We start from the raw sequence: 22525 nt of genomic DNA on the forward strand, positions 1-22525 counted from the left end.
CCGAGAAGCGCAGGGCCCCTCATCCTGAGGGGCCTCGCGTTTTTCGGACAGGGATCTGACCGTTCATTTTACGCGGCGATTCGCAACCTCGTGTACTCGGCATGGACTTCTTGCGGAGGGCGGTAACCAACCGCCGAGTGAAGGCGTTTGCGATTGTACCAGAATTCGATGTAACGAGTGATGTCCTGCCGGGCGGCTTCCCGGGTCAGGTAAGTCACGCGGGAGACACGCTCGTTCTTGAGGGCGCCGAAGAATGACTCGGCCATGGCATTGTCGAAACAGATCCCGGTACGCCCGGCAGATCTGCGAAGGCCGAACTGGTCCAGCGTCTTCCCGAACTCGGCCGACATGTAGTTACTTCCGCGATCGCTGTGAAATATCGCCCCCTTGGCGAGCTTCCTGTTGCGAGCCGCGTTGCGGATGGCCCGGGATATCAGCGGGGTTTGATAGTGGTCGTCCATCGCGTACCCGATGACTTCCTTCGTGCAGCAGTCGATGACGGTCGCGAGATACAGCCATCCTTCACCGGTGGAGATGTATGCGATATCGCCAACGAGCTTTTCACCAGGGGCGTCGGCGGTGAAGTTCCGGCCAACGAGGTCGGGCACGGCGCCCGCCGCCGCCTGGGTCAGGCCGAACCGCTTCGGGCGGGGCAGACAAGGCATCAGGCTCAGCTCACGCATGAGCTGGCGCACCAGCTCCAGGCCGGCTGCATGGCCCCAGCGCGCCAGCTGGGCGTGGACGCGCCGGTAGCCGTAGGTGCTGTCGGACATCTCGAATGCTTTCTTGACGAGCAGTTTCAATTCCTCGCGCCGCTGAGCTGCCGCGGAGTTGGGGCGGCGGCGCCAGTCGTAGTAGCCGGACTTGGACACGTCGAGCCGTTCACACATGAACTCGACGGGGAACACGTACTCCGCAGTGTCGAGCCGCATCGTTTCGATGAACTCGTACTTGCCTGCTACCGGGGATCCCTCGCGAAGTACGCCGCGCATTTTTTCAGGAAGGTGTTCTCCATCTCGACTTCCTGGATGCGGCGTTCAAGTTCTTTCAAGCGGGCGCGTTCACTGACCGTCAGCGCGGCGTCGGCGGGCGGCTCGTGCTGTTTCTGGTACTTCTTCACCCAGCCCCGGAGCGTCTCCGGGTTCAGCTCAAGCTCCCGGGCAGTCTCCGAGATGGTCTTGCTGGACCGGAGCGCGATCTGGACGGCTTCCGCGCGGAACTCCGGGGTGTACTTGCTGGGTGTTGCCACTTCGTGCTTCCTCGTTTCCTTGACAGGACAACCCTATTGGGTCCCTGTCCGGAAACTCCGTGGCACCTCAGTTCTTCGTCTCCAACCCCGGGTTCGAGCACTGCGCGAACGCCGGCACTACCTGCGCCTGGCGCAAGGTCGGCTGAGGCGTCCTGACGACGCGCTGAAGGGGGCCGGCCGCGGCCGGCCCCCTTCAGCGCGTTTCATCCTTCGAAGGGGACCCACTGGTCTTCCTGGTCGGGGTTGATCATGCTGCCCCATACGAGGGCTCCGTTGATCAGTCCCGGCTTGTCGCGTGTGGCCGGGGAGGGCGCTTCGAGGCTGTCGGCGAGTTCTTCCAGGTAGGTGGTCAGTGTGTCGCGTTCGTCTTCGTCGCCCCGGTCTTCGTTGTACCGGCTCCAGCGGCCCAGGTAGCCGGTCTCGGTGTCGAGGTAGAGGCCGGAGGTGCGGTCGGTGACGCCGAAGGAGCACACCGGTATCCAGGACGTCTTCCATATCGTGATCTGGTCCTCGCCTGGTGTCTGGCGGTTGGCGTTGAGGGTTTCTTCGTGCCGTTGGGCGTCCATCTGCTGGCGGTGGAAGGCGGTGACGGCGTCCAGGGTCATCAGGGCCTGGTTTCCCAGGAGGCATCCGGCTCCGTTGATGCCGTTGTCGCCTGCGGTCAGGCGCCACAGCGTCTTCAGTTCGTGGGGGATGCGGGCGCCGGTGGCGTCCTTGACGGCCGCGATCTCGTTCTCGGTTGTGCCGGGCCTGAGCGCGGCGTGGGTGGCGGGGGCGTGGGCGCGTAGCCAGGTGTCGATGCGCTGCCAGGCGTCGGCGATCTGCCGGGCATGTGTGTTGTCGGTGCCGGTCATGGGTTATTCCTCCTGCCGGGGCCGTTGGTCGGTCACGCCGGCATCTTCGCTGATGGGTCTGCCAGACTCTCAGCCGAGTGGGCGGACCGCCGCCCCGGCGGGCCTGGGCCACGAGTGCCTCGCGGACGTGTGCCTCCATGTTGGTGGAGTTTCCTGTCAAGTTCTTCTGTTCAGTCTCCTGACTGCACGCCTTCGAGGTCGCTGGAGTGGTCCTCTGCCGTCCCCGCCTGTCGGCATCGGGCTCGTCGGCGCAGGCGAGGGCAGCGGCCTTGCTGGTCCCCCCGGAGACCGCTGACCATCGTGCGGAACGTGGTGGACGCGCTCAGGAAGGTTGTTGCCGCTGACGATTCTGAATCTGCTGGCGGGCGGTCGACCAAACGCTCTCGAACTCGTTGGCCGACAACCACTGCGGATCGTGCCCCTCCCATTCAGAGATAGGCGGTTCCGCGGTCAGACCATAGACACTCTCGTATTCAGTCAACCCACCGGCATTTTGGGCTTCTTGCCATTCGGCCTGCGATGCGGCGGCCAAAGCCTTACTTCCGGGCTCTTGAAACTCGACTTGCCGGATCACGTATCCATCAGTGTCGAGCTCGAAGTAGAACCAGATGGCTTCCTCGTCCCAGAAGCAGCGAACCCAGCGCGTCACTGGTTCACCCCGTCGAAGGGCTCGTCGTGCCAGCGCCAGCCGGCGGTGCCGTCGTCGTGGATGTACAGCATGAACTCGGCGACGGGGCTGCCGCCCGGGAACGTCATGGTGAGCGCACCGCGGATCTTCGTATAGCAGGCGTCGGCCCGCTCCCAGTCCTCTTTGTCGACAGCCCGCTCTTGCTCGGCGAAGACAGGGCGGAAGTCTTCGAAGCCAGGAAGTTCCTCGACGTCGGCGTGGATCCATGGCATGTCGGCGCCGGTCACGGTCAGCCGGGCAATCTCTTGGTCGCCGCAGTTGAGCCGCCAGATGCCGCCGGTGGTCAGGTTCGGGTTGGCCATAGCTCCATGATGGCGATCACCACTGACAGGCAAGTGCGCGGATCGTGGCACCTCCTCCAGCAACACCGCGGAGCTGACATGGCGTATCCGATTGCCCGCCATCAGGTTGCCGATCGGGGGAACAGGACGACGTTGCTCTTGAGCGAAAACGGCGCTGGCGAGCGTGCCTGGTCACCTGCTGGCGGAGTTCCTCGATCTCGGCTCTCTGGTTGGCGATGGTCTTCTTGAGCTTGGAGACGGTTTCCCGGAGTCGCTTCTCGGCTTCCGGGACTTGGCGGGTCTCGGTGCGGACGCGTTCGTAGAACTCGTTCTTCAGGCGACGTGTCGTTTGAGGAGGGCCATGCGGTGGACGTCGGCCTCGGCGGCGAGGGCGACGACGGTGAGGCTGCCGTTGGAAGCGGTGGCCTGTCCGGTCAGGAGTCGATCCATGGCCTCGCGGATGCGGGTGCGCTCGTCCTGGTGATGCTGGTTCATGTGAGGGCCTCGGCGGGGTGCGCGGTTCTGTCATGGGTGTCGGCCATTTCGCGGAGCAGGTCGGCGTTGGCCCGCAGATGCTTGCTGCCGGCAACGTGACTCACGTGCCTGAACACCCATCACCGGCTCAACCTTGCCGAACCGCCGAAGACGGTAGATAGGTCAAGCTGTAAGAGTTCAGCCTCGCCACGTCACGCGGCAGGGACATGGCGACCTGCTCCCGCCGGGCGGCCTTGGCGATCGCGCCTTTGAAGCATCGAAGACACACGCGTCGCGCCACCGGACGCACCGGTTGTACACGGCTGCCAGGCCCCGAACCGGGCCGGTATCTCGCGCCACTGGCTGCCGGATCGGTACCGCCAGTTCACCTCTCGAACTGGTCGCGCAGCCGCTCGCGATCGCGCCCTCGACCGGTCCCAGGATGCTTGGCCACGAAAACGGTCGGTCACAGCCTGACAAGCTTCTTCGTGTAGGCGTATCGAGGGACACCCCGGTGAGGTCACCGTGTGGCGGCGGAACCGCTTCTGAATTCTGCCGTGTCATGAGTGCATGACCGATGTCCCTGGCGCTGAACAGCTCCGCCGGATCGCCCATCGACGGGCCGTCAGGGGCAATCGACGCCACCATGGCGGGTCAGCTGGCGATATAGGCGTCAGCCAATTGGCATGGGTGGCCCTCGCGGCGTCCACTCTGCCGGGACTGGCTGCGCTCATTGCTCTGCTCTTCACGTGGATGTCGGTCGGGCAGACCAGCAAGGAATTGCAGATCGCCGAGCAGGGGCAGATCACCAACCGGTTCACCGCGGCGATCACCAACTTGGGGTCGGCATCCTTGGATGTGCGCCTGGGGGGAATCTACGCCCTGCAACGCATCATGCAGGACTCCTCCCGGGATCAGCGCGCTGTCGTCTCGGTGCTTTCCGCGTTCGTACGCCAGCACGCTCCCGTTCCAGCAAGCGGCCCCAAGCCGGCAGAGGAACACAAACCCTCTACCGACATCACGGTTGTGATGGCCGTGCTGGGCGACCGCCCCGCCGACCGTGAGGTTACCCAGGACGGGAAGCCGCTTTACAGAGTCAATCTCAGTGACGTCGATCTGCGCGGTCTGGACCGTGAAGTCGGGCTCACAGAAGACGGCGATCCCAGACGCAGTAACTTCCGCTTTGCGAACTGGACCGGCGCGGATCTCCGGGCCGCAGGCCTTGAGAATTTCGACCTCTTCGGCGCGTCCCTCGACTACGCGAACATGCCCGGCGTGAACCTGCAAAATACGGACCTCCGCCAGGCATTTCTCGGACGCGCCATTCTGACGGACGCGCGCTTGGGCGCAGCCGATATGACCGGCGCGGACCTCGGCGGTGCAAACCTCCACGGCGCACACCTGAGCAGGGCCGGAGAAACCAACGACACCAGCGAGGCCGACTCCAGTGCCACCTTGACCGACGCCTCCTTGATCGGCGCGAACCTCAGCAACGCGGACCTGCGCGGCGTGGTCATGGCCAGGGCCGATCTGACCGACGCCGATCTGACCGGCGCCGACCTGCGCGGCGCGGACTTGGCCAACGCGGACCTGAGCAACGTCGACCTAACCGGGGCGAAGCTGGCGGGTACGAAACTGTCGGGTGCGATTGTTGACGGGACACGCGGGCTGCCCTCGGGATCGCGTAACACCTCCTGAGGCGGGCGGATAACTGCGGTGGCAGTGCCACGGTCAGGTGCCGGATCCGGTCCTGTCAGTCGAGCCGATCGGCGCGGCGTAGCCGAGCCGGGCGCGGGGGTCAATGACGATGCCGCCGGTGGTCACCGTCGGGGTGCGGCGGTGGAAGCGCGGCAGATCCTTCAGCAGCGGGTGCGCTTCGGGGGCCTCGCACGGAGCCGGGTCGATCGGGTCCTTCCCGAGCGAGCCGGGGTCATCGCGCGCAGCAGTGGCCCGGCCACCGACATCGGAGCGACCCGGCGGGGCTGTCCCAGGAGGAGCTCGCCGCGGCGCTGGGCCGGATGGACCCCGACCGCTGGGCGCTGCGGCGGTTCGAGGGCGCGGACGAGGGTGAGCAGACCGCGGCCCGGATCGAGGCGGTGCGCGCGGCGATCAACGCGGTGCTCGAGCCGACGGAGCACAGCTGGTCGCTGGAGAAGTACAGCAAGAGCCTGCCCCGCGGGTACCGCCTGCGGGACCTGAAGGTGATCACCGGCGAGGCCCCGAAGGGGTCCTGAACCGACCGGAACCGTGATGGAACCGCAGGTCAGAGACGTGGAACCGGCCCGGAACGGGGCCGGAACCGCTCGAGAGAGCCGGAACCAGTTCCGGCCTGCGCTTCGAGTTGCGGCCCGGTTCCACCCGGCTGACCTGCAAGTTCCTGACGGTTCCGCCCCAGTTCCCGCCCGAAAGATCCACAGGAGTCCGAAATGAGCGTCGACCCGCTCCGGCACCCCGACCCCGCCGCCGGCTACTACCGGATCACCTGCGAGCGCCGTTTCATGTACCTCGCGCAGGATCCCGCGCGCACCGTGCGGATCGTCTGGCAGAAGGTCCCCGTCACCTGCCCGATGTGCGCCGCCGACACCGGCCTGACCCTCGCCTACGACCGGGCCGCCGACGACACCGTCCAGGCCTTCTGCCCGGCCGGCCACGTCTGGCCCGAGCCCCTCATCGACGTCGGCCACTTCCGCACCTACGCCGAGCTGCAGGCCTTCGCCGACCCGCACCCCGACCTGCTCTGGATCATCGACGCCGGATTCGGCGAAGAGCCCCGCCTCCCATCGACTACGCGGCCGAGATCAGCGCGGCCGCCAAGTACACCGCCAAGTACGCCAAGCGCAGGGCCAAGGCCCGGATCAAGGCCGCGGTACGCACCCCGGTCCGCAAGGCGAGGAAGAAGGCCCTCGCCCTCGCCTTCGCCCCCGTCGCCGCCGTGCTCCGCGGTGCCTGGATGCTCCAGGCCGGCGGCATGCCCGAGGCGCCGAAGACCGCAACGAAGGGCGGCCGCACGGGCAGGAAGGGCGAGCCGGAGCTGAAGATCCCCTCGGTCGCCAAGTACCGCAAGGCGTACGGGATCCAGGCGCCGAAGAAGGGCCCGCGCTGCCTGGTCTGTCAGGACAGCGGCCGCATCACCGCACCCGGCATCAGTATCAGCTGCACCGAGTGCGCCGGCCCCGCCGCCGCGGCGATGGCCGCCGCCGAAAGCAAGGCCGAGCGGGCCCGCAGCGGCCCGGCCCCTGCCCAGCGCCCGGCCCGGGCCGCCGGTGCGGGCAGGAAGCCGGCGGGGGAGAAGCGCGGCCGCGCCGCCGGTCGGACCGTCACGGTCGCCGGCGACAACAACCAGGCCATCCGTGTCAACTCCACTGCGGGCGGCGGCCGCCCGCTCACCGCCCAGCAGGCCGCCGAGGTCAGGGAGGCCGTCGGCGCGGCCACCCGGGCCGCGCCGACGGCGGCCGCCCCTGTCTCCGGCGGCGTGCACGTCACCGGTACGAACAGCGCCCCCATCACCAGCGTGACCCGCAGCGGCGGCACCCGATCGAGCTAGCCGTCAGCCGCCTGACCAGCAGCAACCCAAGAAGCCCGAACTCGACATATGCATACCCTTGAAATGAATACTCGGAGTCTGCATTATTGGGGTGTCGTAAGCACCCGGGACGGCCGCCAGGTCGCCAACTCAGCCACCCGCCCCGGTCCTTCCAACCCGCACCATCCAATGAGGAGAAGCAGAAGTGACACAGATCCCGACGCAGCTGGAAACCCGCACGGCCACCTGGCCCGACGACGTCACCGCCCGCTACGCCAACCTCACCGGCGCCACCGTCGACGTTCGCACCGAGAAGACCCTCGTGCGTGCCGTGTGCACCGGATGCCCGGCCGCCGAGCAGACGTACCCGCTCAGGGCCCCCGGCAAGAACACCGGCTACGAGCCGCGACCCGCCCTCACCTCGGCGCAGACGTGGGCCCAGGGCCACGCAGAGCGCTGCCGCGCTCTGCCCCGCCCGGCCTGAGCCGCCCCCCCGGGAGCGGCCGCCAGGTCGCCAGAGTCAGCTGGCCGCCCCCGGGGCCTCCCAACACCGCATCATTCGGATCCGATTGAGGAGCAGCACGTGACACACATTCCCGCCCCGGCCGAGCAGCACCTTCCCGGCATCAGCACCCCCCGCTCGGCCACCACCCGCCGCTACGCCGTCCGCGCCCTGCGGCGCGTGGTGGTGGTCCAGTTCAGCGACATCCGTTGCTTCAATCCTCAGGGAATCTCAGCAATCCGGGTATTCCGGCCCGGAAGGTCCGTCACTTCACCAAAGCGAGAGGGCTTCGGTTTGAGTACGGTCTCTCGTTTCCTTCTGCCGCTGGTGCGGCAGTCTTGTGCCACCTGCCCGCCCCGCCTCGGCCTTGCGGCTGAGGCAGGTGGCGCGGGTCTTCTGGTCGGCTCCACGAGGTTTCGGCGCTTGCGCGCCCTGGTCTCCGGCCACTCCGGTACCAGTCATACAGGCCGCCGCGACAGCGGCGAGGTTGCGTGCTGCGTTCTCGTCCCGGTCCATGACCAGGGGGCAGACATCGCAGTCGAACACTCGGACGTGCAGCGGCAGCTTGGCTTTCACCGCACCACAGTCCGAGCAGGTTTTCGAGGAGGGATACCAGCGGTTCGCGACCACCGTGCGGCAGCCATTCCGCTTCGTCTTGTACGTGAGCTGACGGCGGATCTCTCCGAACCCGGCATCAGCGATCTTCCGGGCGAGGCGCCGGTTGCGGAGCATCCCGGCGACGTTGAGGTCTTCGACCACGACAGTGCCGTACTCGCTCGTGATCGTGGTGGTGAGCTTGTGCAGGGCATCGGCGCGCAGGTGCGCGACCCGGTGATGCACCCGGTTGCGCTGCTCGTTTGCCTTGATCCAGCGTTGGGACGGCTTCTGACCGGTGCGCCGGTCCGGGCCGCGCCGTCGCGAGACACGACGCGAGAGGCGCTTCAACACCTCGAGCGCGGTGTCGTAATGCTTCGGGTTTGGGATGTGACGGATCTCCCCGAGGCTGTCGGCCATGACCGCGAGGACCTTCACACCGAGATCCACACCCACCATGGCCTGCGGGCGGGCGACACGTTCCAGCTCCCGCTGTACTTCGACCTGGAACGACACGAACCAGCGGCCTCGCTCGAAGCGGATTGTCGCGGACAGGATACGGGCGGTGCCGTTGCCGATACGGCGTTCCAGCTTGCGGGTGGACTCGTGTGCGCGGATCGTCCCGAGCCGGGGCAGTGTCACATGCCTGCGGTCCGGCTCGACGCGGATCGTGCCGGTGGTGAACCGGCACGCGAGGCGAGCGCGGTGCTTGGATTTGCGGCGGGGCATCCCGACCCGCTTGCCCTTGCGCTTGCCCTGCTTGGACTTGGCGTAGTTGTCGAAGGCGGCGGCAGCGTTCGCGAGACCGGTGGAGTACGCCTCCTTCGAGTTCTCCTCCCACCACCCGGCGAACCTCGGATCAGTCTTCTTGGCCTCGTTGAACGTCTTCCGCAGCGCGGGCAGCGACCACGGCCGCCAATCCGTCAACTCCGTCTCGGGGATGCCGTAGGACTCCTCGGCGTTCCGCTGCCACCACGACGCCTCGACCCACGTCACCGCCCAGTTGAACGAGGCACGGGCAGCACCGCAATGGGAGAACATCTTCCGCTCGGTCGCCGCGTTCGGGTCCAGCGCGTACCTGTACGCCTGCACCACGAACCCCGGCCGCGTACTGAACTTCTTCACCCGGCATCCTCGCCGGTCACAGCGGTCATCCCACGGGCGGCACGGTTCTTCGCGGCCCCCTGCCCGTACAGACGGGCGCACAGCGAGGTGAGGACTTCGGTGATGTCCCGGACCAGATCGTCGGTGGTCTCTTGCGGGTCGAGGACCACCAGGCGCCGGCCGGATGCCGACAGCGCGGATTCGAGGTGCTCGACTCGGAAGCGGGCGGGACGGTTGCGGTGTTCCACGACGACGACGGTAGCGGTCGGGTCTGACAGCGCTTGCCACCGCCTACGCCGCGCGCGCGGTGACGACGAGGCGAGCTGGAAGCCTCGCACCGCAGAGCAGTACTTCATCCGCCGACAAGACCATCGGCTACGAGAGTAGGGCTCGACGCCTGGAGGCCGGCGGCACGTTCCAGAAGGGCTCGCAGTAGCTACGCCCCGGGGACGGCGGCCAGGTCGCCAAACTCAGCCCACCGTCCCCGGGCCTCCCAACCCGCTCCAACCGGAGCAGGGGGCCGGAACCATCGTCCCTCATCACCGCGAGGAGCAGCACCATGACCCCCCGATCCGACGACACCCGCAAGGACGCCCGTCAGGAGCTGAAGGAAGCCCTGGCCAAGGCCAAGGCCAAGCGCGACAAGGTCTTCAAGGACACCGACAAGCTCCGCGAGGCCGCGGAAGCCGAGCTCTGGAAGACCGTCGGCGCCGAGCTGGACGGCGCGTACCACGGTGCCCGCACCGACGCCGTCGAAGTCCTCGGCGTGACCCGCGACTACATCCTCAAGCAGACCAAGAAGTACAGCTAACCCACCCACTCCCCGGGGCTGGCCGCCAGGTCGCCAACCACTCAGCCGGCCGCCCCCGGGCCCTCCCTTCCACCCGCCCGTCGCAGACAGGGAGGCTTGCCATGCCCGCATCCGGGACCATGACCGCCCCGCGGACCTTCTGGTCCCAAGCGGCCCTCGCCGCCGCGGTCGACGCAGCCTTCGCCGAAGCGCTCGCCGAAGAACTGGCCGTCGCCCTCGCCGACACCGGCCCGGCCAGGCCCGCGATCGTCCTGCCGGACACCGAGACCCTCATCCGCCAGGCCGGCATCGTCACCGGTCCCTGCCCGCCCGACGCCAGCGAACCCTCGGCCGGCGGCCAACTCCTCAAGAAGGCCTCGGTCTTCACCCTCCGGGCCGCCTGGTGGCTGCTCAAACACACCACCCTCTTCGCCATTGCCGCCCCGGTCGAGATCATCCGCCTCTGGCACTTCGCCGCCACCCCCAGCACGCCCGCCAGTCGCGAGCCCGCCCCGCAGCCGGCGCGCCGCACCGGCCGGGCTGTCACCCCCGCCGACTTCCTGCAGGCAACGTCCGACCACATCAAGACCCACGGCTGGACGCAGCACGTCATGGAGTCCCAGCGCGGCGTGTGCATCCGCGGCGCCCAGCTCTCCCTCATCCGCTGCGGCACCGGCACCCGCACCACCGCCTCCGCAGCCAACACCCACCTGCTCGCCGTCACCGGCGGTCGCTCGGTGCCCCGCTGGAACGACGGGCTCGTACGCACTGAAGCGCAGGTCCACGACGCGCTCCTTGCCGCCGCCGCCCGCGCTCGCACTGCCCGCTGACCGCTACTGCCGACACGTCCAGGAAGGACCACCTGCCATGGTCACCATCACCGAAGAGCGCGTCGCATTCCGCCAGCGCGCCCTGGCCAAGCACGCCCGCAATGTCGCGGCCGACGCCGAGCGGCTGGTCCGCTCCCGCTTCGGCCACCTGCCCCCGATCAAGGTCGTGCTGACCGGCGACTCCAACCACCTGGCGAAGGTCGCCTCGCAGGCTGAGCTCGACCTGGTCCCCGGAGTGCCGGCCTTCACCAAGGTGCTCGGCATGCGCAAGGCCCGCCGCAACGCCCGCGGCGTGTACGGCGTGACCGTGCTGACCGATCCCGGCGTCCTGGTCGTCGTCAACCTCACCATGGCGGCCACCAAAAGGGACGTCAACGAGGTCCTCGTCCACGAGTTCACCCACGGCCACCAGCTCGGCGACCCCGACTCCCGCGAACAGCAGCTCGCATACATGCGGCACGAGTTCGGCGTCGCCAAGCTGCGCCGCCGCGAGGTCAGGCAGATCGAAGCCCTCATCGAGCGCCGCGAGGAGCAAGCGCGCCACGCCGAATCCCTCGCCTCCCGCCTCTCCGCCTGACCGCCGGAAAGGGCCACCGCTGATCTGCCCACCCGGCCGTGACGTCCGGTCCGCTGCCACCGGCCCGGACGACGCGGGGACCGGACAGCCCGGCACCCCGCCCCAACCGAAACGGAGTCTTCCGTGACCTCTTCCACCACAACCTCCGCCGCGGCCGCGCCGGCGGAGCCCGACTGGCTCGCCGAGATCCGCGACCGCGCCCAGACCGCCACCGACGAGCCGTTCCATGTCACCGACTGCGAGGGCGACCTCAGCGTCTGGCGCCAGTCCGCCCTCACGCACGTCGTCCGCGACACCGACGGTCAGATCACCGGCTGGTCCACCCCGCCCAGCTACAAGGTCACCGACCACGTCATCGAGATCAACCTGGTCACCTGGGACGACGGCGAGGACCCGCTGGACGACCAGCGCCGCTCCGACATCCACGGCTTGGTCACCGCACGCGACCAGGACGTGCCGCGCCTGCTCGCCCACATCGACCAGCTCCACCAGCGCCTGGCACGGGCCGAGCTGCCCTGCCCGGCATCACGCACCTGGCCCCAGGCGAACCGGTGAAGGTCACGATCTACCGTGCCGAGCACGGCGAGGACATGGAGCCGCTCGGCCACTACACCAACCGCGACGCCGCCCGCGCCCACGGCGAGGCCATGGCCGCGCACGACAACAAGCAGCCCGGCCGCCTCACCTCGGGCTGGATTCCGGACGACGGCAGCCCGACCGCGGTTGAAGAGCTGTCGGTGTTCGGCCCCGGTGAGGAGGACGAGGACGTCACCGGCTACGTCGTCGTACCCGTCACCGTCGCCTCCGTGTACGAGCCGGAGGCCGAAGAGTGATGGGCCGCACCGTGTGGGAGATCGACGTCCCCATAGAGCACCGCGACGACAAGTCCCGCCAGGGCGTGCACGTCTTCACCGGCCTCGCCGAGAACGGCAGCGACGCCGTCGCCGCCGCCCTGCGGGTCTGTGAGATCGCCCAGCTCCACGCCATGTCCGGCCAGGACATCCCCTGCGGCAGCAGCCGCGTCGACTGGTCCGCCCGCGGCCTGCGCCCCGACTGGGTCCTGAAGTGGGACCGCGCCGAAAAGAAGCAGATCGTCCTCTAGCTACGCCCCGGGACGGCCGTCAAGGCCTGAGAAACCGCCGGCCGTCCCGGGCCCCTCACCCCGCAGCAGCGGAGAAGGAGAAACCCCATCATGCACGCCCCGGCCATCCGGCTGAAGCGACAGTCCACCACCACCGACCGCCTGCGCCCCCTCGCCGGGCGCCTGCCGGCTCGCCGCCAGTTCGTCTGTGACCGCGCCCACTGCGCCGTGAGCTGGAAGGGCGAAGAGGCCGACTGCTGGAACTGCGGCCAGCCCGCCACCTCCCGGCACTTCCGCCGCGGATCCGCCCTGCAGCGCCTGCTCGACCAGGCAGGCGCCGCCCACCGCCCCGCCCGCCACCGGAAGGCGTTCTCAGCATGAGCCTCCTCGGCTTCCTCGACCAGCTCATCGGCGGCCAGGCGCTGGGCGACCACCTCTCCGCCGCAGTCAACGACCTCATCGAGCGGGAGCACGTCACCCGTAGCGAGGCGTACCACCGCATCACCGAGCAGGCGGACACCGGCGACCCGGCTGTCATCGCCGCCACCCGCCAGACCTGGGTGCGCCGCGTGGACGTCGACCCTGAAGAAGCCCCGGTGCGGCGGCTTTACGTCCTCGAGCGCACCGAGAGCGGCATCGTCGTCGCCTACCTCGACACCGACCCTCACGCCGCCGGCGTCTACCTCGGGCCAAACGGCCTCAAGTCCGAGCACCAAGCGCTCGACGACCACTTCACCGGCGCCGAAACCGAGTTCGGCACCGACCTGCTGGAGCTGTACGAACTCGAGTCCTGGGAGCCCTTCGAGTTCCTGCTCCCCACCGTCGGCGGCATCGGCAACGTCCGCCCCAAGGGGGCGAGGAAGTCATGACCACCGCCCCGGCCCGTACGGCCCTGACCGCCTGCAGCTCGTGCGCCGGCCGCCCGGCCACCGTCCTGGAAACAGTCTCCGCCAGCAATCTCAACGGCAGCCGCATCGCCGACCACCGCGCCGGCGAACTCGGCGACGGCGCCCACACCCACGCCGACCGCAACGGCGACATGCACGTGGTCCGCCCGATCGGGACGACGCCGTGAGCGCCCGCCTCGCCCCGTTCCCGCGGTTCACCGGCACCGAGCCATGCCAGGCCCCGGACGCCGAACCCGACTGGTGGACCAGCGAGGACACCAACGACCGCGCCGCTGCCCAACTGTCCTGCAGGCGCTGCCCGACCCGCGAAGCCTGCCTCGCCTGGGCCATCGACCACCCCACAGACGCCGGCGAAGTCATCTGGGCCGGCACCACCCGTTCCCGGCGCTCCGAACTGCGCCGCGAGTTCACCCCCACCACCCCGAAGGAGTCGAAGTGAACGACGCCTACCGCGCCGCGATCATCACCATGCTGAAGAACGGCACGCCCACCGAACAGATCCAGCAGCAGCTCCCGGACGTGAGCGTCGGTGAGATCGCCGCCATCGCCGAGACCGAGGGGCTGACCAAGGCCCACCGCAAGTCCGGCCCCTCCCCGATCCCGGACGTCGACCCGCAGCTGGCGAGCGCGCTCACCGCTCTGGCCTGGGGCGAGAACAGCCACACCGCCCGCATCCGCAACCTGGCCGCCCGCACCCGTGCAGGCCTGACTGAGCTGCAGCAGCTCAAGCGCGACGCCTCCGAAGTCGAAGCGGCGGAGAAGGAAGTCGCCGAAGCGACCCAGCACCTCACGAAGGCTCAAGCCAAGCTGCGTCGGCTCAAGAACGGCGGCAAGACGACGAAGGCCGCGTCGGCCGGCGCCCCGACGCTGGACGACAGGCGCCAGCGCGACGAGATCCGGGCCTGGGCCCGTGCCCAGGGAATGGACGTCTCCCAGGTCGGCTCCATCTCCGCGAAGGTCATGGACGCCTGGAACAACCGGGACAGCAAGGCGGCCGTTCCCGCTCAGCGGGCCGGGTAGTGCGATGGCCGCCTTACTCGCCGACGCGGAAGGCGGCCAGCCGCTCGCAGGTACAGGACGGGTCACCCTGTCCCGTACCGGCGGCGGCGGCTTCGGCGCGTACGCGCTGCTCTACACCACCCGGCTGGTGCCCGGCGGGGGAGTGGAGGCGATCATCGCCGCCGCCCGCCCCGAGGACACCGACCCGGCCTGGGGACTCCAACACCCGTGGCCGTGCGGACCGCAGGCCAGCGAGACGCGGCCGCTGATGCGGTGGGCCGCCGCCCTGGACGAGCAGCTCAAGGCCGACAGTGCGGCCGACTACCGCGTGCGCCTGGCCGTGGACCTGGTCCGCATCGGCCACAACACGCGGATCATCCCGCCGCCCGGTTCGGTCGATCTCCCGCTCGCCGCCTGGGAGATGACCACTGAGCACCACATCGAGCTCGTCAGCAGGAAGTGGCCGGCCGGATACGCCGGCCACACCGCAGCCCGGATCGGCCGCCTGGTCGCCGTCGCCGCGAAGGAGGAATGACCGATGCCCATCCGACCGGAGAACAAGGACCGATACCCCGCCGACTGGCCGGAGATCTCCCTTGCTGCGAAAGAAGCCGCAGGATGGCGCTGCGCCTGCACCGGGCAGTGCGGCCGCGGCACCCATGAGGGCCGCTGCCCCAACCGGCACGGCCAGGCCGCCTACGGCACCGGCACGAAAGTCGTCCTGACCACCGCCCACCTCAACCACCAGCCCGAGGACGTGAGCGCGGACAACCTCGTCGCAATGTGCCAGGGCTGCCACCTTCATCACGACCGGGCCCATCACCTGGTCACCGCGGCGCTGACCCGCGCGGCCGAGCTGGCCGCCGCCGGCCAGCTCGCCCTCGAGGCAGTCGCCGACCTCGCCGTCCCGGCCGAGCCGGTCCTGCCGCCCGCACTCCCGGCCGCACCCGCCCGCGTCGGCGACGTGCCGCTGCCCTGGTTCGCACCCACCGGCGACGCACCCGGCATTCCGGGCCCGGAACCGACCACCACAACCGAGCACGTGAACTTGGAGGTTCACCCCTGATGGCCCGCTTCACCGCCACGACCAAGCCCGTCCACGCAGACGGCAGCCACTGCACCCACAAGCGCACCTCCACCGGCAAACCGCTGGAGGCCGGCTGCACCGGCCGCGACGGATTCGCCGCCAGCTGCACCGGCCCCGGCTGCTCCTGGAGCGAGCGCCACCACACCAAGACCGTCCTGGAGGACATGCGCGACCGGCACCTGCGCAGCCACCTGGCCCAGCCCGCCCCCGCCCCCGTCTGAGAAAGGACCGCACCTCATGAAGCTCAGCCTCGAACTCGCCCCGTTCGCCGCCGCCGTCGCGGATGCCGCCCGCGCCCTGCCGGGCCGGCCGCCCGTTCCCGTACTCGCCGGACTCAAGCTGGAGGCCGCCGCCGGGCAGCTGACCGTCGCCGCGTTCGACTACGAGGTGTCCGCCCAGGCCACCCTCGCCGCTGACGTCGCCGACGCCGGCAGCGTGCTGGTCTCCGGACGCCTGCTCTCCGACATCACCCGCACCCTCAAGAGCAAGAACTCCGTCGACCTCGAACTGGACGGCACCCGGCTGGTCCTCACCTCCGGCGCCATCCGGTACACGCTGCACACCCTGCCGCTGGAGGAGTACCCGAGCCTGCCCAAGCTCGGCGACGCCTCCGGCACGATCGCCGGCAGCGAACTCGCCGCCGCAGTCGCCCAGGTCGCCGTCGCCGCTGGCCGGGACGACACCCTGCCGGTACTGACCGGCGTCCAGATCGAGATCGCCGACGGCAAGCTCTCCCTCACGGCCACCGACCGCTACCGCTTCGCAGTACGCAGCATCGACTGGAACGTGTCCAGCGGCACCACGGACGGGCAGGCACTGGTGCCGGCGAAGGCCCTCCTGGACACGGCCAAGATGCTCGCCGGCGCCGACCAGGTCGACCTCACCCTCCCCAGCGACCAGGGCGTCCTCGGCATGGCCGGACCCGCCCGCAGCACCACGATGCGCGCCCTGGAAGGCCAGCTGCCCAACTACAAGGCGCTGTGGCCCACACCGGACGACTTCATCGCCAGCGCCGTCGTCGACAGCGAAGAGCTGACCGCAGCGGTCAAGCGCGTCGCCCTGGTCGCCGACCGCAGTACCCCCATCCAGCTCCACTTCACCCAGGACGCCCTGTCGCTGACCGCCGGCAGCAGCGACGACGCCCAGGCCTGCGACCGGATCGACGCCACGTTCGACACCGCGACCGGCGCCCCGCTCACCATCGCCTTCAACCCCAGCTTCCTGCTCGACGGCCTCGGCGCCCTCAACGCCCCGTCCGTCAGCTTCCGCATCGTCTCCGCCGTCAAGCCCGCCCTCATCACCGGCGCCAACAACGACGGCAGCGGCGTCGGCGACGACTCGCTCAGCTACCTGCTCATGCCGGTCCGCCTCTCCAGCTGACCCCGCCCCGGGGCGGCCGCCAGGTCGCCAAACCCGCTCAGCCGGCCGTCCCGGGCCTCCCACCCCAACTCCGCCGAGAAGACAGGACCATCCGTGACCATCACCGTCCACGCGCAGACTGCCGATGCGGCCGCGCCCGCCCAACCCGCCTACGACCCGATGCCATCTATCCCGCGTCTGCTGACCGAGCTGGTGGCCGAAGAGTTCTGGACCGGCTACGCCACCGTCCGCGGCGACGCCGGCACCTTCCACCCCGACTACCTCGCCGACCGCAAGCGCACCGCGCTGCTCCTGCGCGCCGTCATCGCCGACCTGGTCGCCCTCGTCGACCCGGCGAACACTCACCACGCCGCCCAGGCCGCGGCCGCCGCCAACGCCCTGCGCCGAGCCGACTGGCAGATGCTTCTGCCGGCCGAGGCCGCGCGCACCTGGCTGCGCGGGCAGTACGAGCGGCACACCGAGGACGACGATCCGCACCCGCCGAACTGCCTTGGCGGCTGCCGCGGATCGGGCTGGGTCATCGAGCCGGTCATCTGGCAGAACGACGGCGTCCCCGTCCATGCCGAACCCGTCACCTGCCTGCGCGGCGAGGAAGACGACCCGCACGCCGACGACTGCACCGGCTGCCGCGGCAGCGGCAAGAAGTACGACGCCGAGCACCGCGAGTACACCGTCTGCGGCGCATACACCCCGGACCCGGCATACGAGCCCGCCCCCCGGCCGGCCGCCTCCGACGACCCCTGGAGCAGCAGCCCGCCGGGCGGGTACGACGACGAGCCACCGTTCTAGAAGGCTGCTGAAAATCTCGGGTTCTGGCCCCGGCTCGGTGGAGTCGGGGCCACTCTTGTAGGCATGCAGGGGGAATGGGCTGGGGAGATGGTCGGGCCGGATGTGTGGGAAACGTGCCGGGAGTTGATTCCGGCCGGCAGTGTGTTCGCGTTTCTGGCCGAGCATCGCGAGGTGCTGTTCCCGCCGGGGATGTTCGCGGACATGTATCCGTCGTCCAACGGTCGTCCGAGTCTGCCGCCGCAAGTGCTGGCCGCGACGGTGGTGCTGCAGAGCCTGCAGGGGCTGTCGGACTTCGAGACCGTCCAGGAACTGCGGTGTGACCTGCGGTGGAAGGCCGCCTGCGGGCTCGGCCTGTACGACACCGCATTTGATCCGTCGCTGCTGACGTACTTCAGGCGCCGCCTGCGTCACTCGGCCGATCCGATGCGGATCTTCACCAAGGTCAAGGAAGTCGTGGCCACGACCGGCGTGCTCAAGGGCAAGCAGCGGCGGGCGCTGGACTCCACCGTGCTCGATGACGCGGTGGCCACCCAGGACACCGTCACCCAGATCATCTCCGCCGTCCGCCGGGTGATCCGCGAGGTCCCCGGCGCCGAGGAGGTGGCCGCGGAGCACTGCCGGGCGCACGACTACGCCGACCCGGGCAAGCCGAGGATCGCCTGGGACGACAAGGCCGCCCGCGAGGCACTCGTTGATGCGCTGGTCACCGACGCCCATCTGCTGCTCGGGCACCTGCCCGAGCAGCAACTCGGTGAGAGGGCGGCGAACGCGGTCGGTCTGCTGGCCCTGGTGGGCGGGCAGGATGTCGAGCCTGCTGACGACTCCGACGGGCGCGATGGCCGCTGGCGGATCGCGAAGCGCACGGTGGCGGACCGGACGGTGTCCACCGTCGATCCCGATGCGCGGCACATCCACAAGAACCGCACCCGACACCAGGACGGTTTCAAAGGGCATGCGTCCTTCGAGCCGGAAACCGGCCTGTTCACCGCGGTTGCCCTGACCGGCGGCTATGGTCCGGGCAACCACGAGGCGGCCGTCGCCGCCTGTCTGCTGGACGGGGAGGACGGTGAGTTAACCGTGCTCGGCGACTCCGCCTATGGCACCGGCGACCTGCGGATGCGCCTCGAAGCCGACGGCCACACTCTGGTGATCAAACCGCCACCGTTGCGGCAGGCCGTTCCCGGCGGCTTCACCATCGACGACTTCCGCATCGATCCGGTCGGCGGCACCGCGACCTGCCCGGCCGGACACACCGCCAACATCGGCCAGGCCAAAGCGGACGGCGCCCGCACCACCCAGTTCAAGCGCATCTGCGCCGACTGCCCCCTCCGACAGCGTTGCACCACCTCCAAGACCGGACGCACCCTCAATGTCCATCCCCAGCACGAGCTGCTGGCCGCCGCCCGGGCACAGGCCGCCACCGATCCTGCCTGGCAGGACGAATACCGCCGATGGCGGCCCCCGGTCGAACGCGCCATCGCCTGGCTGGTCAGCAAAGGCAACCGGCGGGTCCCGCACCGAGGCGTGATCGCCAACAACATCTGGCTCCACCACCGCGCCGCCGCCCTCAACCTCCGCCGACTGATCAACCTCGGACTCACCCGGGCCAACGACACCTGGCGCCTCACCCACGCCACTGCATAGGCAAGAAGGGCTGCCCGGCCTCAAGACCGGACAGCCCCCAAAACAAGATTTTCAGCAGCCTTCTAGACGCCCGCTCCCACCGAGGACCCGCTGCCGGGCCGGCCACCGCGCCGGCCCGGCCCCCGACCCGGAGAGAGCAATGGCCCTCCAGCCCCGCACTGTGTACGTCGTCAGCTGCGACGGCTGCGGCACCACGTACTACGCCGCCGGCCCCGAAGACGACTACGAACTCACCCTGCCCAGCAGCGAACTCGACCCTGCCTGGGCCCGGCAGATGACTTCTCAGGGCTGGATCGCCAGCGCCCGGCACCTGTGCCCCACATGCGTGACCGCGCTGGGCGACGCCTTCATCGAACGACTGGAGCTGGAGCGCACCCACCTCCCGCTCTTCGACCTCCCCATCGAACTGCCTGGCCTGGCACCGGCCGGAGAAACGGACCCCGACATGACCGAGCAGCGCCTGCGCGAGCTGCACGCCACGGCCCTCGAAACCCACACCGACCGCATCACCGACGGCCCCAGCGCGGCCGCCGTCCTGCGCTCCCTGCCGGCCCAGGCCCCCGGCCCGGACCGGCCCAAGACCGTCTGCCTATGCGGCTCCACCCGCTTCTGGGCCGAGCTCGCCGAGGCCAACCTGCGCGAGACCGCGGCCGGCCACATCGTCCTCGCCCCCGGCTGCGACATGAAGCAGACACACCCGCTGTGGGCCGACGCCCAGCGCGCCGAAGAACTGAAGCAGCAGCTGGACGAACTGCACCGATGGAAAATCCGGGCCTGCGACGAGGTCCTGGTCGTCACCCCGGCGGCTACATCGGCGACTCCACCCGCGCCGAAATCGCCTACGCCCACAACCTCGGCCGGCCCATCCGCTACACCGACCCGCTCGGCCACGCCGTCGTCCTCACCCGGCCAGGGCTCCCGCCGGTCCGGATCGGCCCGTGCGAGAAGGAGCACCAGGCCGAACAGATCGCCGCCGGCCTGCGCGCCCAGATGCACAACACCGAGCACGTGGAAGGAACCGTCGTCGACGTCGGCGACTACCGCCCCGAGCTCGAGCACCTCGACCCGCGCGTACCCGCCGAGCCGTACGCGCTCGCCGAAGCGATGGACGACAACCAGGACGGCGACGGCACCGGCCACAACTTCCCCGACCTGCACGCCCGGCTGGTCGCCCAGGAAGGCCCCACACGCGCGTACGAAGTGTGGGGACAGGCCTGCAAGGCGTACGACGCTCTCCATCACGACCCCGGCGAAGACGACTGATCACTGACATCGACGGGGCAGCCGCCGGCGGCCGAAGTGCAGTGAGCGTCACGCCCGCTGTGCACTCTCCTGGGCACAACGGTCGGCACCGTCTCGGCAGGCTCGGGTCAGCGGCCGCAGTCACGGGGGATCGGCTGCTCGGGTCAGTGGACCGCCGGCTCGGCCTCGGCGGCGGGGTCGGCGCTCATCGTCCGGCCAGCTTCCGCGCCTGAACATTCCCGGCGACGAACGCAGGCCAGGGCAAGACTCCAGTCAAATGAAGACTGATGGAATGCATACTATGGACATGCATAATTGGAGTCTGCATTATGGAGGTGTCGGGGGAGGGAAGAGCCCTGGCTTCTCCGAGGTCCGGACCGTGGGTGCGGACCTGACCTGACCACGTACGGCACGCCGCCCACTTGTGGGCGCTGGCAAGCGGCTCGGGATCGTCCCGGCCCGTCAAAAGGAGTCGTCATGGCAAGCGAGGTGGCGACCAACCCGCCCAAGGGCGAGTGCAAGCAGTGCTGGTATCACGCCTACGCCAGCCGTGAGGCGCACGCGGGGCTCGCGCCCCGCGAGGACTGCCCGCAGTGCGTGGATCACATGGTCCACGGCCACCCCGACCACATGATCGTCAGGTGAGCGCGGTGACGCGGGAGAGGGCCGGCTGGTGGCAGAGGTCCGGCGGTTGGTCGCGTTAGGGCTGGCGGTCGGCGTGTTCCACGCGGACGTGGTGATCGCGTGGGTCAAGGACCGCCGCAACCCGGACCGGCAGGGCACCGCGGTGAAGACCGCTCTCGGCCGGTGGGTCATCGACGACGGGGGCATGGACACCCGGGGCCCCTTGCCACACTTGCCTTCTCTGAACTAACGGATTCCTTGAGGATCGCGGTCGCGCATGGCCGGGACCGGTGCAGCGCCTGCTGCGAAGCGCCGCTGGGACGCTGACGCGATCCACGTCGTCCGCATCGGCGCGAAGAATACGGCTCCGGCCTGTGCTGAGGGGGCGTCGGATGCGCCAGCGGACCCCGTTAAAACCAGGTGGGGTTAACAGTGAGTCGCCCCGTGGAACAACCACCTGATCGGCACCTACCTCTGGACGGCAGTGAAGGGTATCAACACATGGCGCAAACACCAGAAAAATCAAAAGGTGAAGACAAAAAGAACACGACGATCGATTGGTTAACCTTGGGCGTGGCATTCGTCGCCGCAGCAGCGTCAATCGGCTTCGGCATCGCGACGCTGTTCCAGGAAGGCGAGAAAGAAGCCAATGGGCGATACTCGGATTTCGTGGACAAAATTGGCTCCACAAGTCCAGATGTCCGTATGGGGGGAATCTATACCCTAGAGGAACTCAACAAGGAAAGCGAAATCGATCAGCGCCAGATGATGGAGATCTTGACCTCCTTCATTCGCGGACAGTCGCCAAGACCACCCAAGTTGGTCAAATCAAAGAAGAAAGCCAGCGAGTATTGCTACGGACTGAAAGCACCGAAAAATGATGTCGCGACAGCCATGAGAGTGCTTGCCAGGAGCGAGATCCAGGCTGACGAGAGCCCAGACCTGAGTAACGCCGAGCTCACACGCCTAGACCTACCCGAGCAGGCAAAGCTACCCAATGTGGACTTCACCTCCACGGATCTCAGATGCTCAAGTCTTCGCGGAGTCAACTTGGAGACTGCCGATTTGAGCGGGACGTGGCTGACGTGGGCAGACCTGACGGACGCCAATCTCAGCCACGCGAAAAACCTAGATCAAGCCTTTTGGCGTCACACGACATGCCCAGACGGAACCAAGAGCCGCAAGAATGAAAAGGACATTGAAACATGCATCGGCCATTTGGCCACAGTGAAGACGCAATCACCGACACCGAGCGGCGGGTGAATCTTCCGCTTCGTTTTCATTAGGTGTCGCCTGCGCTGTGCG

29 protein-coding genes and 4 pseudogenes are annotated in these 22525 nt (G+C 68.8%); 25 read left to right on the forward strand and 8 right to left on the reverse strand.

Features of this window, described 5'->3' with window-relative positions:
- Positions 1 to 68: 68 nt before the first annotated feature.
- The 5 genes and pseudogenes from J7E87_RS29065 to J7E87_RS29085 form a co-directional block, all read right to left on the reverse strand.
- A protein-coding gene (locus J7E87_RS29065) for an IS3 family transposase (RefSeq protein ID WP_215097568.1) occupies positions 69 to 1249 on the reverse strand; the annotation gives its coding sequence in 2 pieces (ribosomal slippage) (positions 69 to 985 and positions 985 to 1249; 1182 coding nt in all).
- Between the two features lie 203 nt (positions 1250 to 1452).
- Entirely contained in the window at positions 1453 to 2103 is a 651-nt protein-coding gene (locus J7E87_RS29070; RefSeq protein ID WP_215097569.1) for an SMI1/KNR4 family protein, read from the reverse strand.
- Between the two features lie 322 nt (positions 2104 to 2425).
- Positions 2426 to 2752 carry a hypothetical protein gene (locus J7E87_RS29075; RefSeq protein WP_215097571.1) on the reverse strand — a complete coding sequence of 109 codons (327 nt, stop codon included), beginning with the start codon at positions 2750 to 2752 and terminating at the stop codon, positions 2426 to 2428.
- Positions 2749 to 3093 (reverse strand): hypothetical protein, encoded by a 345-nt coding sequence (locus J7E87_RS29080; RefSeq protein ID WP_215097572.1) that lies wholly within the window; start codon positions 3091 to 3093, stop codon positions 2749 to 2751. Before J7E87_RS29080 ends, J7E87_RS29075 begins: the two co-directional genes overlap by 4 nt.
- A gap of 114 nt (positions 3094 to 3207) precedes the next feature.
- Positions 3208 to 3567: pseudogene (locus tag J7E87_RS29085) on the reverse strand (hypothetical protein); the annotation flags it as partial.
- 1008 nt (positions 3568 to 4575) lie between these two features.
- Between J7E87_RS29085 and J7E87_RS35560 the strand changes: the two are divergent.
- Positions 4576 to 5244 carry a pentapeptide repeat-containing protein gene (locus J7E87_RS35560; protein WP_251018173.1) on the forward strand — a complete coding sequence of 223 codons (669 nt, stop codon included), beginning with the start codon at positions 4576 to 4578 and terminating at the stop codon, positions 5242 to 5244.
- On the opposite strand, the pseudogene J7E87_RS29095 reads toward J7E87_RS35560, so the two are convergent.
- Positions 5243 to 5373, reverse strand: a pseudogene (locus tag J7E87_RS29095) (XRE family transcriptional regulator); the annotation flags it as partial. The gene J7E87_RS35560 and the pseudogene J7E87_RS29095 overlap by 2 nt on opposite strands.
- A 191-nt stretch (positions 5374 to 5564) precedes the next feature.
- Here J7E87_RS29095 and J7E87_RS29100 point away from each other — a divergent pair.
- The 3 genes from J7E87_RS29100 (at position 5565) to J7E87_RS29110 (ending at position 7553) form a co-directional block, all read left to right on the forward strand.
- A complete protein-coding gene (locus J7E87_RS29100; protein ID WP_215097575.1) occupies positions 5565 to 5780 on the forward strand; it encodes a hypothetical protein in 216 nt (71 codons plus the stop codon).
- Between the two features lie 698 nt (positions 5781 to 6478).
- Positions 6479 to 7090 (forward strand): hypothetical protein, encoded by a 612-nt coding sequence (locus J7E87_RS29105; protein ID WP_215097577.1) that lies wholly within the window; start codon positions 6479 to 6481, stop codon positions 7088 to 7090.
- 184 nt (positions 7091 to 7274) lie between these two features.
- Positions 7275 to 7553 carry a hypothetical protein gene (locus J7E87_RS29110; RefSeq protein ID WP_308313115.1) on the forward strand — a complete coding sequence of 93 codons (279 nt, stop codon included), beginning with the start codon at positions 7275 to 7277 and terminating at the stop codon, positions 7551 to 7553.
- A gap of 288 nt (positions 7554 to 7841) precedes the next feature.
- On the opposite strand, the gene tnpB is transcribed toward J7E87_RS29110, so the two are convergent.
- Both tnpB and J7E87_RS29120 read right to left on the reverse strand, forming a co-directional pair.
- On the reverse strand, positions 7842 to 9290 hold the full coding sequence (tnpB, locus tag J7E87_RS29115) for an IS607 family element RNA-guided endonuclease TnpB (RefSeq protein ID WP_215097579.1): 1449 nt from the start codon (positions 9288 to 9290) through the stop codon (positions 7842 to 7844).
- Positions 9287 to 9550, reverse strand: a pseudogene (locus J7E87_RS29120) (IS607 family transposase); the annotation flags it as partial. The pseudogene J7E87_RS29120 and the gene tnpB, both read right to left, overlap by 4 nt.
- 278 nt (positions 9551 to 9828) lie before the next feature.
- On the opposite strand from J7E87_RS29120, the gene J7E87_RS29125 reads away from it, so the two are divergent.
- From J7E87_RS29125 to J7E87_RS36275, 21 genes and pseudogenes are all read left to right on the forward strand, one after another.
- Entirely contained in the window at positions 9829 to 10080 is a 252-nt protein-coding gene (locus tag J7E87_RS29125; protein WP_215097580.1) for a hypothetical protein, read from the forward strand.
- 101 nt (positions 10081 to 10181) lie between these two features.
- Positions 10182 to 10889 carry a hypothetical protein gene (locus tag J7E87_RS29130; protein WP_215097582.1) on the forward strand — a complete coding sequence of 236 codons (708 nt, stop codon included), beginning with the start codon at positions 10182 to 10184 and terminating at the stop codon, positions 10887 to 10889.
- A 37-nt stretch (positions 10890 to 10926) separates the two neighbouring features.
- Positions 10927 to 11466, forward strand: coding sequence for a hypothetical protein (locus J7E87_RS29135; RefSeq protein WP_215097583.1), 540 nt, complete (start codon positions 10927 to 10929; stop codon positions 11464 to 11466).
- 123 nt (positions 11467 to 11589) lie between these two features.
- A complete protein-coding gene (locus tag J7E87_RS29140; RefSeq protein WP_215097585.1) occupies positions 11590 to 12021 on the forward strand; it encodes a hypothetical protein in 432 nt (143 codons plus the stop codon).
- Positions 12018 to 12299, forward strand: coding sequence for a hypothetical protein (locus tag J7E87_RS29145; RefSeq protein ID WP_215097587.1), 282 nt, complete (start codon positions 12018 to 12020; stop codon positions 12297 to 12299). Before J7E87_RS29140 ends, J7E87_RS29145 begins: the two co-directional genes overlap by 4 nt.
- Positions 12299 to 12568: a hypothetical protein gene (locus J7E87_RS29150; protein WP_215097588.1), complete on the forward strand. Its 270-nt coding sequence runs from the start codon at positions 12299 to 12301 to the stop codon at positions 12566 to 12568. Before J7E87_RS29145 ends, J7E87_RS29150 begins: the two co-directional genes overlap by 1 nt.
- Positions 12569 to 12658: 90 nt before the next feature.
- Positions 12659 to 12928, forward strand: coding sequence for a hypothetical protein (locus J7E87_RS29155; RefSeq protein WP_215097589.1), 270 nt, complete (start codon positions 12659 to 12661; stop codon positions 12926 to 12928).
- A complete protein-coding gene (locus tag J7E87_RS29160; RefSeq protein WP_215097590.1) occupies positions 12925 to 13416 on the forward strand; it encodes a hypothetical protein in 492 nt (163 codons plus the stop codon). The genes J7E87_RS29155 and J7E87_RS29160 overlap by 4 nt, the downstream gene beginning before the upstream one ends.
- Positions 13413 to 13622, forward strand: a complete 210-nt coding sequence (locus J7E87_RS29165; protein ID WP_215097591.1) for a hypothetical protein — start codon at positions 13413 to 13415, stop codon at positions 13620 to 13622. Before J7E87_RS29160 ends, J7E87_RS29165 begins: the two co-directional genes overlap by 4 nt.
- Positions 13619 to 13894: a WhiB family transcriptional regulator gene (locus tag J7E87_RS35565; RefSeq protein ID WP_215097592.1), complete on the forward strand. Its 276-nt coding sequence runs from the start codon at positions 13619 to 13621 to the stop codon at positions 13892 to 13894. Before J7E87_RS29165 ends, J7E87_RS35565 begins: the two co-directional genes overlap by 4 nt.
- Positions 13891 to 14475 carry a histone-like nucleoid-structuring protein Lsr2 gene (locus tag J7E87_RS29175; protein WP_215097593.1) on the forward strand — a complete coding sequence of 195 codons (585 nt, stop codon included), beginning with the start codon at positions 13891 to 13893 and terminating at the stop codon, positions 14473 to 14475. Before J7E87_RS35565 ends, J7E87_RS29175 begins: the two co-directional genes overlap by 4 nt.
- Positions 14476 to 14479: 4 nt before the next feature.
- A complete protein-coding gene (locus tag J7E87_RS29180; RefSeq protein ID WP_215097595.1) occupies positions 14480 to 14989 on the forward strand; it encodes a hypothetical protein in 510 nt (169 codons plus the stop codon).
- 3 nt (positions 14990 to 14992) lie between these two features.
- Positions 14993 to 15520, forward strand: a complete 528-nt coding sequence (locus tag J7E87_RS29185; protein WP_215097596.1) for a hypothetical protein — start codon at positions 14993 to 14995, stop codon at positions 15518 to 15520.
- Complete coding sequence (locus J7E87_RS29190; protein WP_215097598.1) at positions 15520 to 15762, forward strand: hypothetical protein; 243 nt, start codon at positions 15520 to 15522, stop codon at positions 15760 to 15762. The genes J7E87_RS29185 and J7E87_RS29190 overlap by 1 nt, the downstream gene beginning before the upstream one ends.
- A gap of 16 nt (positions 15763 to 15778) precedes the next feature.
- On the forward strand, positions 15779 to 16921 hold the full coding sequence (dnaN, locus tag J7E87_RS29195; protein WP_215097600.1) for a DNA polymerase III subunit beta: 1143 nt from the start codon (positions 15779 to 15781) through the stop codon (positions 16919 to 16921).
- A gap of 93 nt (positions 16922 to 17014) precedes the next feature.
- A complete protein-coding gene (locus tag J7E87_RS29200) occupies positions 17015 to 17710 on the forward strand; it encodes a hypothetical protein (protein WP_215097602.1) in 696 nt (231 codons plus the stop codon).
- A gap of 63 nt (positions 17711 to 17773) precedes the next feature.
- Entirely contained in the window at positions 17774 to 19354 is a 1581-nt protein-coding gene (locus J7E87_RS29205) for an IS1182 family transposase (protein WP_215097604.1), read from the forward strand.
- A 535-nt stretch (positions 19355 to 19889) separates the two neighbouring features.
- Positions 19890 to 20236: pseudogene (locus J7E87_RS29210) on the forward strand (hypothetical protein); the annotation flags it as partial.
- Positions 20237 to 21073: 837 nt separating this feature from the next.
- Complete coding sequence (locus J7E87_RS29215; RefSeq protein ID WP_215097606.1) at positions 21074 to 21241, forward strand: pRL2-8; 168 nt, start codon at positions 21074 to 21076, stop codon at positions 21239 to 21241.
- Between the two features lie 28 nt (positions 21242 to 21269).
- Positions 21270 to 21470: a hypothetical protein gene (locus J7E87_RS29220; RefSeq protein ID WP_215097608.1), complete on the forward strand. Its 201-nt coding sequence runs from the start codon at positions 21270 to 21272 to the stop codon at positions 21468 to 21470.
- A 194-nt stretch (positions 21471 to 21664) separates the two neighbouring features.
- Positions 21665 to 22483 (forward strand): pentapeptide repeat-containing protein, encoded by an 819-nt coding sequence (locus tag J7E87_RS36275; protein ID WP_215097610.1) that lies wholly within the window; start codon positions 21665 to 21667, stop codon positions 22481 to 22483.
- Positions 22484 to 22525 lie beyond the last annotated feature (42 nt).

Origin of the sequence: Streptomyces sp. ISL-1 (assembly GCF_018614585.1) — a bacterium.
Taxonomy (GTDB): Bacteria; Actinomycetota; Actinomycetes; order Streptomycetales; family Streptomycetaceae; genus Streptomyces; species Streptomyces maoxianensis.